This window comes from Cytobacillus pseudoceanisediminis (assembly GCF_023516215.1).
In the GTDB taxonomy this organism is placed as follows: Bacteria; Bacillota; Bacilli; order Bacillales; family Cytobacillaceae; genus Cytobacillus; species Cytobacillus pseudoceanisediminis.
On record NZ_CP097349.1, the window covers coordinates 20,001 to 35,428 of the forward strand.

General features: G+C 42.4%; 13 protein-coding genes and 2 pseudogenes. 14 read left to right on the top strand and 1 reads right to left on the bottom strand.

Annotated features, from left to right (window positions below):
* The first annotated feature begins 9 nt into the window (after positions 1–9).
* From dnaK to deoC, 6 genes and pseudogenes are all read left to right on the top strand, one after another.
* Positions 10–1,839, top strand: coding sequence for a molecular chaperone DnaK (dnaK, locus tag M5V91_RS00140; protein ID WP_251175137.1), 1,830 nt, complete (start codon positions 10–12; stop codon positions 1,837–1,839).
* Positions 1,840–2,130: 291 nt separating this feature from the next.
* A pseudogene (dnaJ, locus tag M5V91_RS00145) lies at positions 2,131–3,248 on the top strand (molecular chaperone DnaJ).
* 19 nt (positions 3,249–3,267) lie between these two features.
* Positions 3,268–4,209 carry a 50S ribosomal protein L11 methyltransferase gene (gene prmA, locus M5V91_RS00150; protein WP_009333015.1) on the top strand — a complete coding sequence of 314 codons (942 nt, stop codon included), beginning with the start codon at positions 3,268–3,270 and terminating at the stop codon, positions 4,207–4,209.
* 77 nt (positions 4,210–4,286) lie between these two features.
* Complete coding sequence (locus tag M5V91_RS00155) at positions 4,287–5,036, top strand: 16S rRNA (uracil(1498)-N(3))-methyltransferase (protein WP_071156940.1); 750 nt, start codon at positions 4,287–4,289, stop codon at positions 5,034–5,036.
* Between the two features lie 6 nt (positions 5,037–5,042).
* Positions 5,043–6,395 (top strand): tRNA (N(6)-L-threonylcarbamoyladenosine(37)-C(2))-methylthiotransferase MtaB, encoded by a 1,353-nt coding sequence (gene mtaB / locus M5V91_RS00160; protein WP_217025888.1) that lies wholly within the window; start codon positions 5,043–5,045, stop codon positions 6,393–6,395.
* Between the two features lie 421 nt (positions 6,396–6,816).
* Positions 6,817–7,488 carry a deoxyribose-phosphate aldolase gene (deoC, locus tag M5V91_RS00165; protein WP_009333011.1) on the top strand — a complete coding sequence of 224 codons (672 nt, stop codon included), beginning with the start codon at positions 6,817–6,819 and terminating at the stop codon, positions 7,486–7,488.
* 129 nt (positions 7,489–7,617) lie between these two features.
* Here the strand turns inward: deoC and M5V91_RS00170 are convergent, their stop codons facing one another.
* The gene (locus tag M5V91_RS00170) at positions 7,618–8,538 is read right to left on the bottom strand and encodes a Na/Pi symporter (protein WP_251175138.1); all 921 of its coding nucleotides are present in this window, start codon (positions 8,536–8,538) and stop codon (positions 7,618–7,620) included.
* A 236-nt stretch (positions 8,539–8,774) separates the two neighbouring features.
* Here M5V91_RS00170 and rpsU point away from each other — a divergent pair, with 236 nt between their 5' ends.
* From rpsU to M5V91_RS00210, 8 genes and pseudogenes are all read left to right on the top strand, one after another.
* Positions 8,775–8,948, top strand: coding sequence for a 30S ribosomal protein S21 (gene rpsU / locus M5V91_RS00175; RefSeq protein ID WP_009333009.1), 174 nt, complete (start codon positions 8,775–8,777; stop codon positions 8,946–8,948).
* A gap of 15 nt (positions 8,949–8,963) precedes the next feature.
* On the top strand, positions 8,964–9,407 hold the full coding sequence (locus M5V91_RS00180) for a GatB/YqeY domain-containing protein (RefSeq protein WP_019382861.1): 444 nt from the start codon (positions 8,964–8,966) through the stop codon (positions 9,405–9,407).
* Between the two features lie 249 nt (positions 9,408–9,656).
* Positions 9,657–10,988: an NfeD family protein gene (locus M5V91_RS00185; protein WP_217025886.1), complete on the top strand. Its 1,332-nt coding sequence runs from the start codon at positions 9,657–9,659 to the stop codon at positions 10,986–10,988.
* Positions 10,989–11,008: 20 nt separating this feature from the next.
* Positions 11,009–12,007, top strand: coding sequence for a flotillin-like protein FloA (floA, locus tag M5V91_RS00190; protein ID WP_009333006.1), 999 nt, complete (start codon positions 11,009–11,011; stop codon positions 12,005–12,007).
* Complete coding sequence (locus M5V91_RS00195; RefSeq protein WP_284521645.1) at positions 12,008–12,520, top strand: YqfB family membrane protein; 513 nt, start codon at positions 12,008–12,010, stop codon at positions 12,518–12,520.
* Positions 12,521–12,805: 285 nt separating this feature from the next.
* Complete coding sequence (gene yqfC / locus M5V91_RS00200; RefSeq protein WP_009333004.1) at positions 12,806–13,096, top strand: sporulation protein YqfC; 291 nt, start codon at positions 12,806–12,808, stop codon at positions 13,094–13,096.
* An 18-nt stretch (positions 13,097–13,114) separates the two neighbouring features.
* A pseudogene (yqfD, locus tag M5V91_RS00205) lies at positions 13,115–14,305 on the top strand (sporulation protein YqfD).
* A complete protein-coding gene (locus tag M5V91_RS00210) occupies positions 14,302–15,264 on the top strand; it encodes a PhoH family protein (protein WP_009333002.1) in 963 nt (320 codons plus the stop codon). Before yqfD ends, M5V91_RS00210 begins: the two are co-directional and overlap by 4 nt.
* Positions 15,265–15,428: the final 164 nt, after the last annotated feature.

A 15,428-nucleotide genomic window follows, 5' to 3' on the forward strand; every position in this document is an offset into this window, starting at 1 on the left:
GTAAAGAACATGAGCAAAATTATCGGAATCGATTTAGGTACAACAAACTCATGTGTCGCTGTCCTTGAAGGCGGCGAACCAAAAGTAATTCCAAATCCGGAAGGCAACCGTACAACACCTTCAGTTGTTGCGTTTAAGAACGGCGAGCGCCAGGTCGGAGAGGTCGCAAAGCGCCAGTCTATTACAAACCCGAACACAATCATTTCCATTAAACGCCACATGGGAACTGATCATAAAACTGAAATCGAAGGAAAAGAATACTCGCCTCAAGAGGTTTCTGCTATTATTCTTCAATATTTGAAATCTTATGCAGAAGACTATCTTGGCGAGAATGTTACTAAAGCAGTAATCACAGTTCCTGCATATTTCAACGATGCTGAGCGTCAGGCTACAAAAGATGCAGGCAGAATTGCCGGCCTGGAAGTTGAACGAATCATCAACGAACCTACTGCTGCAGCGTTGGCTTATGGTCTTGATAAAATGGATGAAGACCAGACAATTCTTGTTTATGACCTTGGCGGCGGTACTTTTGACGTGTCTATCCTTGAACTTGGCGATGGAGTATTTGAGGTAAAATCCACTGCCGGAGATAACCGTCTTGGCGGAGACGATTTTGACCAAGTAATTATTGACTACCTGGTTGATCAATTCAAAAAAGAGAATGGCATTGACCTTGCCAAAGATAAGATGGCTCTTCAGCGTTTAAAAGATGCCGCTGAAAAAGCGAAAAAAGATCTTTCAGGTGTGACTTCAACGCAAATCTCGCTTCCGTTTATCACGGCTGGGGAAGCAGGACCTTTACACCTTGAAGTTACACTTTCAAGAGCTAAATTTGAAGAACTGTCTGCAGACCTTGTAGAACGCACAATGGGACCTACACGCCAGGCGTTAAAGGATGCTGGATTGACTCCTTCAGAACTTGATAAAGTTATCCTTGTCGGCGGTTCAACTCGTATTCCTGCCGTACAGGAAGCAATCAAGAAAGAAACAGGAAAAGAACCGCATAGAGGAGTTAACCCTGATGAAGTTGTTGCAATGGGTGCAGCCATTCAGGGCGGTGTAATAACAGGTGACGTCAAGGATGTTGTCCTATTGGACGTAACTCCTTTGTCACTTGGAATTGAAACAATGGGTGGAGTGTTCACTAAGCTGATTGAACGCAATACAACCATCCCAACATCAAAATCCCAAGTGTTCTCAACTGCTGCTGATAACCAGTCAGCTGTTGATATCCATGTGCTTCAAGGGGAACGTCCGATGGCTGCAGATAATAAAACACTGGGCCGCTTCCAGCTTGGCGATATTCCTCCTGCTCCTCGTGGAGTGCCTCAAATCGAAGTATCTTTCGATATCGACAAAAATGGTATCGTGAACGTACGCGCTAAAGACTTGGGCACAAATAAAGAGCAGGCCATTACGATTAAATCTTCAACAGGATTATCTGATGAAGAAATCGAAAAAATGGTAAGAGAAGCTGAAGAAAATGCTGAAGCAGATAAGAAGCGCAAAGAAGAAGTTGAACTTCGCAATGAAGCGGATCAGCTGGTATTCACTACCGAAAAGACTCTAAAAGATCTTGAAGGCAAAGTGGATGAAGCTGAAGTGAACAAAGCAAATGAAGCAAAAGATGCCCTAAAGGCTGCAATTGAAAAGAACGATTTGGATGAAATCCGTGAGAAGAAAGATGCCCTGCAGGAGGTTGTCCAGGCGGTAACAATGAAACTTTATGAGCAGGCTCAAGCTGCTCAGGGTGCACAGGATGCAGAAGGCACTGAAAGCAAAAGTGACGACGATAATGTCGTCGATGCTGAGTTCGAAGAAGTTAAAGACGATAAATAAATCATCAATTAAATGATGGTGTGATCTACACACCAGCTACAGGTTCACATCAAAAGTCAAAGTCAGGTTTTTCTTGGCTTTGGCTTTTATTTCTGTTTGAAGCAATCCATTAAATATGCATAAAAGTGTTTTTTGCCCCTTGCCCTATGAGTGGACCGGGGTCCTTTCTTTGGGGAAGCGGCAAATGCCAATGCATAATTCTCTGCATTAGAAGTGTGTATTGCGGTTGCGGAATATAATTAGAGAATGATACAATAACCTTTATGTGAAATGAATCGGGGAGTGGTAATCATGAGTAAAAGGGATTACTATGAAGTTCTTGGAATCAGCAAAGGTGCATCCAAGGATGAAATTAAGAAGGCTTATCGAAAGCTTTCAAAAAAATATCATCCTGATATTAATAAAGAGCCTGATGCAGACGAGAAGTTCAAGGAAGTTAAAGAAGCATATGAAGTCCTCAGCGACGACCAGAAAAAGGCCCACTATGATCAATTTGGGCATACGGACCCTAATCAGGGCTTTGGCGGAGGCGGATTTGAAGGGTTTGGCGGATTTGAAGACATCTTCAGCACCTTCTTCGGAGGAGGCTCCCGCCGGCGTGATCCAAATGCCCCAAGACAGGGTGCAGACTTGCAGTACACCATGTCCTTATCCTTTGAGGAAGCAGTATTTGGCAAAGAGACGGATATTGAAATTCCGCGTGAAGAAACGTGTGAGACATGCAGCGGATCAGGCGCGAAGCCAGGAACGAAGCCGGAAACATGCCGTCACTGTCATGGATCAGGTCAGCTGAATGTAGAACAAAATACGCCATTTGGCAAGATAGTAAATAGAAGGGTTTGCCACTATTGTAACGGCACCGGCAAAGAAATTAAGGAGAAGTGCACTACTTGCCGAGGAACTGGTAAAGTACAAAAACGCAGGAAGATACATGTGAAAATTCCTGCAGGCATTGATGATGGCCAGCAGCTTCGAGTGGCTGGTCAAGGGGAACCCGGTGTAAATGGAGGCCCTCCTGGCGATCTTTATGTCGTATTCCATGTTCGTTCACATGAATTCTTTGAGCGTGATGGCGATGATGTATATTGTGAGATGCCTATTACGTTTGTGCAGGCAGCCCTTGGCGATGAGATCGAAGTGCCTACACTGCATGGAAAAGTAAAGCTGAAAGTCCCATCAGGCACACAAACAGGAACAAAATTCCGTCTAAAAGGAAAAGGTGTCCCTAATGTCAGAGGATATGGAACAGGGGATCAGCATATTATTGTCCGTATTATTACTCCGACAAAGCTGACAGAAAAACAGAAGCAGCTTTTAAGCGAATTTGCTGAAATCAGCGGAACAGTTCCTCAGGGAGAACAGGAAGAAAGCTTTTTTCGAAAGTAAAACGAGCCTTTAAAGGTGAATAAAGGAATGGAGTTGGTAGTAGTGAAATGGTCAGAAATCAGTATTCATACTGCAAATGAAGCTGTTGAACCGATTTCGAATATTTTGCATGAAGCCGGAGCAAGCGGAGTTGTAATTGAGGATCCTTTAGAACTTGTAAAAGAAAGAAAGGACCAATTCGGTGAAATCTACCAGCTCAATCCGCAGGATTATCCTGAAGAAGGCGTAATTGTAAAAGCGTATCTGCCAGTAAATAGTTTTCTCGGTGAAACTGTCGATGAAATAAAAGAAGCCATCAATAACCTGATATTATTTAACATTGACATCGGGGCAAATAAAGTCAGCATCAGTGAAGTAAATGAAGAAGAATGGGCTACTGCCTGGAAAAAATACTATAATCCTGTAAAAATTTCAGAACGTTTTACAATTGTCCCAACCTGGGAGGATTACACACCTGTCAGCAGTGATGAACTTATCATAGAGCTTGACCCTGGAATGGCCTTTGGAACGGGAACACACCCTACAACGGTGATGTGTATACAAGCACTTGAAAGAACAGTAAAACAGGGTGATAAAGTTGTAGATGTAGGAACAGGATCGGGAGTTTTAAGCATTGCAGCAGCTATGCTCGGTGCTGAGAAGGTGAAAGCACTTGATCTTGATGAAGTGGCAGTAAATTCAGCTAAATTAAATATTAAGCTGAATAAAGTGCAGGATATAGTTGAGGTTTCACAAGGAAACCTGCTCGACGGTGTCAGTCAGGGAGCTGATGTGGTCGTTGCCAACATCCTGGCAGAAGTGATTCTCAGATTTACTGATGATGTTGCATCTGTCGTAAAGGAAGGCGGGCACTTTATCGCTTCAGGCATTATCCAGCAGAAGAAACAGGAAGTAAGAGATGCTATTTCCGCAGCGGGATTTGAAGTTGAAGAAACCATTCAAATGGAAGATTGGGTTGCTATTGTGGCAAGGAGAAAGCAATAATGTAAAAAAGGGGGTAATGAACTTACCCCTTTTACAGTTGAAAGAATTCTGGACAGGCAAGAAAGAGGGTGCAGGTTGTGCAGCGGTATTTCACAGAGAGTGCTGTAAAGGAAAATGTCTTTCTAATTAAAGGGGAAGACCGCCATCATATTGTAAAAGTAATGCGCATGAAAGAAGGCGATCAGATTATCTGTGTTGATCAATCCCAAAATAGTGCACTTTGCGCAATTGCAGAAATTACCGATGAACATGTGGCTGCAGAAGTTGTACAATGGATTGAAGGGTCTTCTGAGCTGCCTGCCAATATTACGATTGTGAGCGGACTGCCTAAAGGGGATAAGCTTGAGTGGATCATTCAAAAAGGCACTGAGCTGGGAGCACACCGTTTTATCCCTTTTACTTCAGCCCGTTCAGTAGTAAAATGGGATGCGAAGAAATCTGTGAAAAAAGCAGAGAGATGGCAGAAGATTGCTAAAGAAGCTGCTGAACAGTCACACAGGACCATGGTGCCTGAAGTGTTTGCACCTCTTGATTTGAAGTCATTGCTGAAATTATCTGGAGATTATTCATATAAATTGATTGCCTTTGAGGAAGAAGCGAAGCAGGGAGAGGACTCTGTGCTCTATAAAACACTTACTTCTATGAATAAAGGACAATCGCTTATGGTTGTATTCGGGCCTGAAGGCGGTCTTTCTGACAATGAAGTTTCATTGCTGCAGGAAGCAGGCTTTGTTGCCTGCGGATTGGGGCCGCGTATTTTAAGAACAGAGACAGCACCTCTCTATTTGCTGTCAGCTGTTTCCTATCATTTTGAATTAATGGGGTGAAATTAGATGCCTGCAGTTGCATTTCATACACTTGGCTGCAAAGTCAATCATTACGAAACAGAAGCCATTTGGCAGCTGTTCAAAGAAGCTGGCTATGAACGGACAGACTTTGAATCCGTTTCAGATGTATATGTAATTAATACATGTACGGTTACAAATACTGGTGATAAGAAAAGCCGACAGGTAATCAGAAGGGCAATCAGGAAAAACCCTGATGCGGTTATCTGTGTAACGGGCTGTTATGCACAAACCTCACCGGCTGAAATTATGGCGATTCCTGGTGTGGATATCGTTGTTGGCACCCAGGATCGAGTAAAGATGCTTGAATATATCGAGCAGTATAAACAAGAACGGCAGCCGATTAATGGTGTTGGAAACATCATGAAGAATCGTGTCTACGAAGAGCTTGATGTTCCGGCATTTACCGATCGGACACGTGCTTCCCTTAAAATTCAGGAAGGCTGCAATAACTTCTGTACTTTCTGCATTATCCCCTGGGCGCGCGGTTTAATGAGATCCAGGGATCCGAAAGAAGTAATCCGCCAGGCGCAGCAGCTGGTTGATGCCGGCTATAAAGAAATTGTTCTGACTGGAATCCATACAGGCGGGTATGGCGAAGACATGAAAGATTATAATCTGGCTATGCTTCTTAGGGATCTGGAGGCTCAGGTAAAAGGTCTTAAACGTTTAAGAATTTCTTCAATTGAAGCCAGCCAGATTACCGATGAAGTTATTGAAGTTATGGATCAGTCCAAGGTTGTTGTAAGACACTTGCACATTCCTCTTCAGTCTGGCTCAAATACTGTCCTTAAGAGAATGCGCCGCAAGTATACCATGGAGTTCTTTGCTGAGCGTCTTGAGCGCTTGAAAGAAGCTCTCCCAGGTTTGGCTGTTACATCAGATGTTATCGTTGGCTTCCCGGGAGAAACAGAAGAAGAATTTATGGAAACCTACAACTTTATTAAAGAACATAAATTTTCCGAGCTTCATGTATTTCCTTATTCAAAGCGTACAGGAACACCTGCAGCGAGAATGGACGACCAGATTGATGAAGAAATTAAAAATGAGCGTGTCCATCGCCTGATTGCATTATCAGATCAGCTTGCAAAAGAATACGCATCTCAGTATGAAGGCGAAGTTCTTGAAGTGATTCCGGAGGAAAGCTTTAAGGAAAGCAGTGACAGCAGTTTATTTGTCGGCTACACTGACAATTACTTGAAAGTCGTCTTCCCGGCGGCAGAAGAAATGGTCGGCCAGATTGTAAAAGTTAAGATTACAAAAGCTGGCTACCCTTACAATGAAGGTCAATTTGTTAGAGTCCTTGATGAATTGAATGAAACAGAAGAGGCTGCAGTTTAGTGGAATTACCCAAGGGTAATTCCTTTTTTTATTAAGCTGTTATTGTTTAGTTTATTGCTCTTAAAATAACTAAGTTACGGAGTTGATTGGAGTGGAGGGCACTTGATCCTCGAAAATGCTGAAGCATTTCCTTCGTGCGGTGCTCATTCCGGGAAGCTTAATCAATGTCCTGGGTGAGGAGGCTCCCGTTGCTCCCCGCGTAAGGCAGGTGCCCCGTGCTGAAATCAAAGGGGATGAATTCCTAAGCAAAAACATCAATCTACGAGAAAAGTGATTTTGATTAATTTATTAATATCTTTTGGGAAAAACTACTTTCGAAAACGATTACAAAAAACATAAATAGTGCTCGATATTTTATTATCTAAGTGATATTATGTAAGAGGTACGTACAACTAACTGTTTTTTAAAAGGAGTAGTTACAATGACAAATAACGTAGCAAAAATGATCGATCATACATTACTTAAAGCCGATGCAACAAAAGACCAAATTGAGAAAATCTGTGCCGAGGCTAAAGAATACAATTTCGCATCAGTTTGTGTAAACCCGGCATGGGTCAAACTTTCAAGCGACTTGCTTAACGGGACTGAAGTGAAAGTCTGCACGGTAATCGGCTTCCCGCTGGGAGCTTCCACACCTGAAACAAAAGCATATGAAACAAAGAATGCCATCGAAAACGGTGCAACAGAAGTAGATATGGTCATTAACATTGGCGCTTTAAAAGGCGGAGACAATGAGCTAGTGGAGAGAGATATCCGTGCGGTTGTTGATGCTGCCAAAGGAAAGGCACTAACAAAGGTTATTATCGAAACCTGTCTTCTTACTGAAGAAGAAAAAGTTCGTGCATGTGAACTTTCTGTAAAAGCAGGGGCTGACTTTGTTAAAACATCTACAGGATTTTCAACAGGCGGAGCAACTGCAGAAGATATCGCCCTGATGAGAAAAACTGTCGGCCCGGAAATCGGTGTTAAAGCTTCAGGCGGTGTCAGAAGCGCTGAAGATGCACAGAAAATGATTGATGCAGGTGCAACGAGAATTGGGGCAAGCTCTGGGGCTGCTATTGTCAACGGTTTAACAAGCGATTCGGATTACTAAGAAAAGCGGAAGGTGCCCGTTTATCGGCTTAGACCTGTGAGCCGATGGCACCTGTAGACAGTTGTCGAAATTTAAAATTTTATATTTGTTGAAAAAAATGCCGGGATTTACCGGCATTTTTTTATTGTTCTATCGGTCATGAAGCCTGATGACAAACCTTCCAAACTGATTTGCAACTGGAAGAACAAGCAGTGAAGATATTACATTAAATAAAACACTGATGTGTGCAAGCTGCACATCCGGAGAACCTGCTGCACTTTGTCCAAAAACAGCAAGGGCATGAATAAAAGGATAAAAGGCTGCGACACCTAGGCAGTTGAGCCAGATATGGGCAAAGGCAGTCAGCTTTGCTTCTTTTCCAGAACCAATGGATGCCAAATAAGCGTCTACGCATGTTCCGATATTAGATCCAAGCATTATGGCAATGCCGGTATCCAAATCCATTGCTCCTGCAGTTAAAAACCCCATTATAATGCCAGTTGTTGCGGTGCTTGATTGGATAATCGCAGTAAGGACAATCCCAGCCGCTACTGCGAACATATAATTCCCATCCAAGGTAAGCAGCCAATGATTGACCATATCATTATCTTTAACTGAACCGGCAAGATATTCAAACCCGCGCATGGCTGCAAAAACCGCTGATAAACCCAGCAATGCCAGACCGGTGCTTCGCATGCTGTTTTTCTTCAATACAGCCAGGATGCTTCCGGCAGCAGCAAGCGGAATAATATAAGATTCTATATTAAAAGTGATTAATTCTGTCGTAAATGTTGTCCCGATGTTGGTTCCTAAAATGATGCCGATTGTCTGGGGAAAAGTAAGCATCCGTGCAGCTACCATTCCAATTGTAATGATCATTACCGCTGAGCTGCTCTGCAGGACAGCTGTGACGATTGTGCCAATAACAAGGCCTTTCCAGGGTGAATTTGTCATCACTGCCAGCCATTTTTTTAATGAATCGGCAGATAAATTAAATAGACCTGACCTTAAAAGTGTCATACCATAAATAAATAACCCGATTAGCAGAAAAAATAATAACAGCTGGACCAAGCATTCACCCCCTACAATTAATACTATGGGACAGTATGCTGGGACATGCTTAAGTGCGAAAATTTGTTTCGTTTGTGATGAACGGGGTATTAAACAATCACAATCAAATAAAAACTCATCTCATAGCAGGCTAATTACTGTTGACCTTGATAAGCTGTTATATTATAATTGCAAGGTACATGGAATAAACCATGTTGTTGATGTAAGTGTGTTGTGCTCGGAGGGAGGGAAAGAGAATGTCTAAAACCGTCGTTCGTAAAAACGAATCGCTTGAAGATGCTCTTCGTCGCTTCAAACGTTCAGTATCAAAAACTGGTACTTTGCAGGAAGCAAGAAAGCGCGAATTCTACGAAAAACCTAGTATTAAACGTAAGAAAAAGTCTGAGGCTGCTAGAAAGCGTAAGTGGTAAGAGAGGGTGTATGTAATGAGTCTTCTCGAGCGTTTAAATGAAGATATGAAACAAGCGATGAGGAATAAAGAAAAAGAAAAGCTTACTGTCATTCGTATGATTAAAGCTTCGCTTCAAAACGAAGCAATCAAGCTTGGTAAAGATCTTAACGAAGAACAGGAGCTGACTGTCCTTTCTCGCGAAGTTAAACAACGCAAGGATTCCCTCCATGAATTTGAAAAAGCAGGTCGTGAAGATCTTGTTGAAAAAATTCGTACTGAACTTCAGTATGTCGAATTATATATGCCAAAACAGCTCTCTGAAGATGAAGTTTCAAAAATTGTTGCAGAAACGGTTGCTGAAACTGGTGCTTCATCAAAAGCTGATATGGGAAAAGTGATGGCTGCTATTATGCCTAAGGTAAAAGGCAAAGCAGATGGTTCACTTGTAAATAAACTTGTACAACAACACCTTTCATAAAACTATGCAATAAAAGACCGAAAGCCATTGGCTGACGGTCTTTTTTATTTTGCGCTGACTTATTTTATGCATATCCTTAGGGCTATGTGACTAAATACTGCTGGCATGATTTACATTCATTTCTAGGTTATACTAATAATACAGCCGCTTTGTAAATACTAATCAAAGGGAAAAATAAAAAATGAAACTTTTTAATAATTGAATCGTAAATACAAATAGAATCAATTTTGCGGTTAAAGGGGGAAAGATTTGATTGCCAGAAGAGCAATAACCGCCTTTTCATTGTTTTTTGCTCTGCTGCTTTTAGGAAGCCCTTTTCAAGGAAAAGCCGATAATGAAAAAATACTGATTGTTCCTATTGAAGAAACTGTGGAAAAAGGGCTTTATGCATTTTTAAACAGAGCGGTCCAAACAGCTGAAGAAGAAAATGCCTCAGCCATTATATTTGAAATAAATACACCCGGAGGCGCAGTGGATGCAGCCGGGCAAATCGGAAGGCTGTTAACCTCGACAAATATAAAAACAATATCTTTTGTCAATAAGCAGGCCTTATCTGCAGGTGCCTATATAGCTTTGAATACGGATGAAATATACATGGTCCCGGGTTCAACAATGGGTTCTGCAGCAATTATTGATCAGCAGGGAAATACGGCTGGCAAAAAAGCTGAATCATACTGGTTTGCGGCTATGCAGAGTGCTGCCGCACAAACGGACAGAGATCCTGTTTATGCCCTTGCTATGGCAGATGAGTCGGTTGATCTGCCAGATTTGGGGGCGCCGAAAGGGAAGCTTCTTACCCTTACAGCGGAACAGGCTAAAGAGGTAGGGTATTCGGAAGGCACAGTAGATTCAAGGGCGGAATTACTGAAAGTGCTCGGCTTTGAGGGAGCTGATATACAGACAATTGATGAAAGCTTTGCAGAAAAGGTGGCCCGTTTTATTACCCATCCTGTCGTTATACCAATTCTATTGTCCATCGGAAGCCTCGGACTTGTTCTTGAGCTGTATTCACCGGGCTTCGGCATCCCTGGCCTCATGGGGTTATCGGCTCTGCTCCTTTTCTTTTATGGCCATATGGTGGCCGGTCTGGCAGGATATGAAACTTTAATTCTGTTTGTAATTGGCATAGGTTTAATAATAGCTGAGTTTTTCCTTCCTGGAGGAATTGCAGGAATAGCTGGAATAGCAGCAGTATTGGGCAGCCTGTTCCTGGCTGCTGACAATGCAGCCCATATGGGGATGTCTATTTTAATTGCTATGGGAGTTTCAATATTGGCATCTATATTAATGATAAAGGTGTTTGGTAAAAAGATGAAATTCTTTAAAAAAATTATATTAACCGATAGCACAAATACAGAAAAAGGCTATATCTCAAATAAAAGCAGACTTGAATTGCTTGGCCTTGAGGGTTATGCACTTACAGCTCTAAGGCCATCTGGTACAGTCGTCATCGGGGATGAGCGGATTGACGTTGTCAGTGAGGGAGGCTTTATCCTTAAAGGGGCAAAAATAAAAGTTGTTAAAGCAGAAGGCTCACGTATTGTTGTAAGGGAAGTATCTAATCTTGATTTAGATAAATAAAATCATCAGGAGGTAGGAATATGTTAGAAGCAGGGACAGTATTTGTTCTGGTTGCCGTTGTACTTGGTGTCATTTTACTTGGGATATTATTCACCTTTGTACCGGTAATGCTATGGATTTCAGCATTGGCAGCAGGTGTCAGAGTCAGTATCTTTACATTAATTGGGATGAGGCTTCGCCGGGTTATCCCAAGCCGTGTTATTAACCCGCTTATTAAGGCACACAAAGCAGGGCTGAATGTATCAACAAACCAACTGGAAAGCCATTATTTGGCCGGAGGTAATGTTGACAGGGTTGTGAATGCATTGATTGCAGCCCATCGTGCAAATATCGATTTAAGTTTTGAGAGAAGTGCCGCTATTGATTTGGCAGGCCGAGATGTTTTGGAAGCAGTACAGATGAGCGTTAACCCTAAAGTAATTGAAACACCTTTTATTGCAGGGGTGGCGATGGATGGTATTGAGGTTAAAGCAAAGGCCAGAATTACTGTAAGAGCCAATATTGACCGCCTTGTCGGGGGAGCTGGAGAGGAAACAATCGTAGCACGTGTCGGGGAAGGGATCGTATCTACAATCGGTTCATCTGATAATCATAAAAAGGTCTTGGAGAATCCAGATATGATTTCTCAGACCGTTCTCTCAAAAGGTCTGGACGCAGGCACCGCTTTTGAAATCCTTTCGATTGATATTGCAGATGTCGATATCGGCAAAAACATTGGTGCGGAACTTCAGACTGAACAGGCTGAAGCAGATAAGAAGATTGCCCAAGCTAAAGCGGAAGAAAGACGTGCAATGGCAGTAGCGCAAGAACAGGAAATGAAAGCCCGCGTTGAGGAAATGCGAGCGAAGGTTGTGGAAGCAGAGGCTCAGGTGCCGCTTGCCATGTCAGAAGCGCTCCGTTCTGGAAATATTGGTGTAATGGACTATATGAATATCCAAAACATCTCGGCTGATACCGAAATGAGGGACTCAATCGGCAATATGAGTGATGATGGCAAAAATGGCCGCAAAAATGACTAAATGATCCCATATTGGGAGAAGGGAGGAAACTCTCTTGGAATTCTTATTGGAGAATCCTTTTATTCTTATTGCCTTAATAGCTTTCATTTCCTCCTTCTTCAAAAAAAGAAGGAGGAAAAGCCTGTTAAACAGACTCCCCGTTCAGTACAGCAAGAGCAGAGGGCACAGGCAGAAAGAACTTCGGCAGATTCTGCATTGGCCGAAACGCTAAAAGAAGAATACAGGCAGCAGGAAGAGAAAGCCAAAAGAATAGAAGAAGAATACAGGCAGCGTAAACAGCAGGCTGAAGAAAGCATGAAGGCTCTTCAGAATCAGCGGAGAGCTGCAGAAAGAAAAGCAAGTAAAATAGCGAAAACAGCTTCCAATACAAACGCAGAGCATCGAAAAGAACCATCTGGAGCAGGAAGTTTTGAGTTTAGGAAACAATCGCTTGCTGACGGAATAATCTGGTCTGAAATCCTTGGGCCACCAAGATCAAAAAATCCTCACCGATCCCTGAACAGGAAGCAATAAGAAAAGTGGAAGCTCCTTGCCCGCGAAGGAACGCAGACTAAGATCGCTGCGTCCTGTGGCAGCGTCTGCATGACCCGCATCCTCCCAAAAGCTGTCGCTTCGTGCGATGTTTATGCTGACGAAGCCTTCCTTATCCTGCGGGCCCAAGCACAAGACGAGTCTCACCAAAAGGCGTTATTTGCCTTTTTGGGAGGGTTGGCATTGATACATTCTATTCTTATCAAAAATAAGTGCTAGAACCTCCGTTCATTTCATAAATATGAGATGAAAGGGGGTTCTTTTTTTATGGCAAAAAAGTGGGGACAATTCGTCCGCGGCTGGATGACTAAAAATATGGAGCTTCCTCAAGATGTCATGATGGATCTGCCCCGCATCACAATGATTGGACAAATCCATATCTATATAGAGAACCACAGGGGATTATTGGCTTTTTCAGATAAGGAATTAAGACTGCTTTTGAAGCAGGGGCAGCTTTTAATTAGAGGGAAAGCTTTCGTCATAAAAACGATACTGCCAGAAGAAATACTGCTGGAGGGGAAAATTGACTCAGTAACTTATATTTCAGACACTGATTAAGAATTCAGGGGGAAGGAAATGAAGAACCAGTGGATCGAATTTTACAGGGGGCTTGTAACAGTTAAAGCAAGCGGGAAGGGAATAGAAAGGTTTATTAATGCGCTTACCCGCAGCGGAATCAATATCTGGAATGTAAAAAACCATGGAACGCAATCAGTCACCTTCAAAATGAAATTGGAAGATGCCAAAAAAATAAGGAGCCACGCCAGGAACAGCGATTGCAGAATCGAGTTCCTGCAGCGGGCAGGAGCTCCATTCCTTGTGAAAAGGCTGCTGAAAAACAGCGGATTTGCTGCTGGTGCCCTCGCATTTTTTGCAGTCATTCTCCTTTTATCCAATATGGTTTGGGGAATAGAGATTAAGGGTGCAAATCCTGCTACTGAATATCAGATTATCAAAGAATTGGACAAGATGGGGGTTAAAAAAGGAAAGCTGCAGTTCTTTGTTGATAACGTGGAGTCTATTCAGCGTCAACTTTCAAACAACATTGAAGCCATTACTTGGGTAGGTGTGGAGTTAAAAGGGACAACCTACCATCTACAGGTCGTAGAGAAAAATGAGCCTAAGAAGCCTGAGTATTTAAGTCCGCGCCATTTGGTAGCGAAGAAAAAGCCGTCATTGTAGATATGTTTGTCGAAGAAGGGCGTCCAGTCGTTGATATACACGATCATGTTCAGCCAGGACAGCTTTTGGTCTCAGGGATAATCGGGAAAGAAGGTCAAACAGAGACTGTTCCTTCGAAGGGGAGATTTTCGGGGAAACATGGTATAAATCTGAGGTCATTCTTCCGCTTAAGAGCACTTTCAAAGTATTCAGCGGCAATGAAAAAGTCAAGCATGCACTTACGATCGGAAATCTTGAGATCCCAATATGGAGGTTTGGGAGCCCGGAGTTTGAAGAATATGAATTAGAGGAAAATGAAAAAAGCGTAAAATTCCTGAAATGGGAGCTTCCTATTTCATATGTGAATAAAACGTTCCGTGAAAGGGAGCAAGTCACAAGAATTTATTCGAATAAAGAGGCATTTGAAGCTGCGAAAGATTTGGCAAGAAAAAAATAAAAAGCAGCTTAGATGAAAATGCTAAAGTTATGGGAGAAAAAGTTTTGCACCAATCAATTGACAATGGTAAAGTAACTATAGCAATACATTTCCAAATTATTGAGAATATTGCAGAAGGACAACCAATTATTCAAGGAGATTCGGAATGACAGAAGACTTGAAAACAATGAACCTGCAGCTAGAAGACCCAAACGAAGCAATTGCCCTATTGGGGAATTCGGATGCAAACCTAAAAGTTATTGAGCAAGAACTGAATGTTTCCATTGTAACCAGGGGAGAATCTGTTTATGTGTCTGGAGAAATGGACAAGGTAGAACTCGTTGGAAAGGTTCTGGATAAACTGCTTTATGTAATCCGGAAAGGAATAAATATAAGCCAGAGAGACGTTATGTATGCTCTTCAAATGGCTCATAAGGGTACACTTGAGTATTTCAGTGATTTATATGAAGAAGAAATCACAAAAAATGCAAAAGGCAAGTCCATTCGCGTTAAGACACTGGGCCAGCGTCAATATATTCATGCAATCCGCGGGAATGACCTGGTTTTTGGCATAGGTCCAGCAGGAACGGGAAAAACATATTTGGCTGTTGTCATGGCTGTAAATGCTTTGAAAAATGGGAATGTGAAAAGGATTATCCTTACCCGTCCTGCAGTCGAAGCAGGCGAGAGCCTTGGTTTTCTGCCGGGGGATCTGAAGGAAAAAGTCGATCCTTACTTAAGGCCATTGTATGATGCTTTGCATGATATATTAGGTGCAGAGCATACACAAAGAATGATTGAAAGAGGCACGATTGAAATTGCACCGCTTGCGTACATGCGCGGAAGAACTTTAGATGATGCCTTTGTCATTCTGGATGAAGCGCAAAATACAACTCAAGCCCAAATGAAGATGTTTCTAACCCGGCTTGGCTTCGGCTCAAAAATGATTATTACTGGAGACAGAACACAAGTTGACCTTCCAAAAGGAGTAAAATCGGGCCTCATAGTGGCTGAAGATATACTAAAGGGTGTAAGTGGGCTATCATTCGTTCATTTGGAACAAAGTGACGTTGTTCGGCATCCGCTTGTGGCCAGGATTATCCAGGCATACGAAAAGGAAGATAACTAGTGAACCGTTAAACCGCCGACTTTGGCGGTTTTTTCGTTAAGTAAAAATCCCACCGGTATGAATGATAGCAGGATTTATCATGGAATTATTTGCTATTAATGAAATGTTTAGGTAACCTGTTAATAGATAGGCCATTTTTTCTTGGTGAAAACCATCAGAAAAGC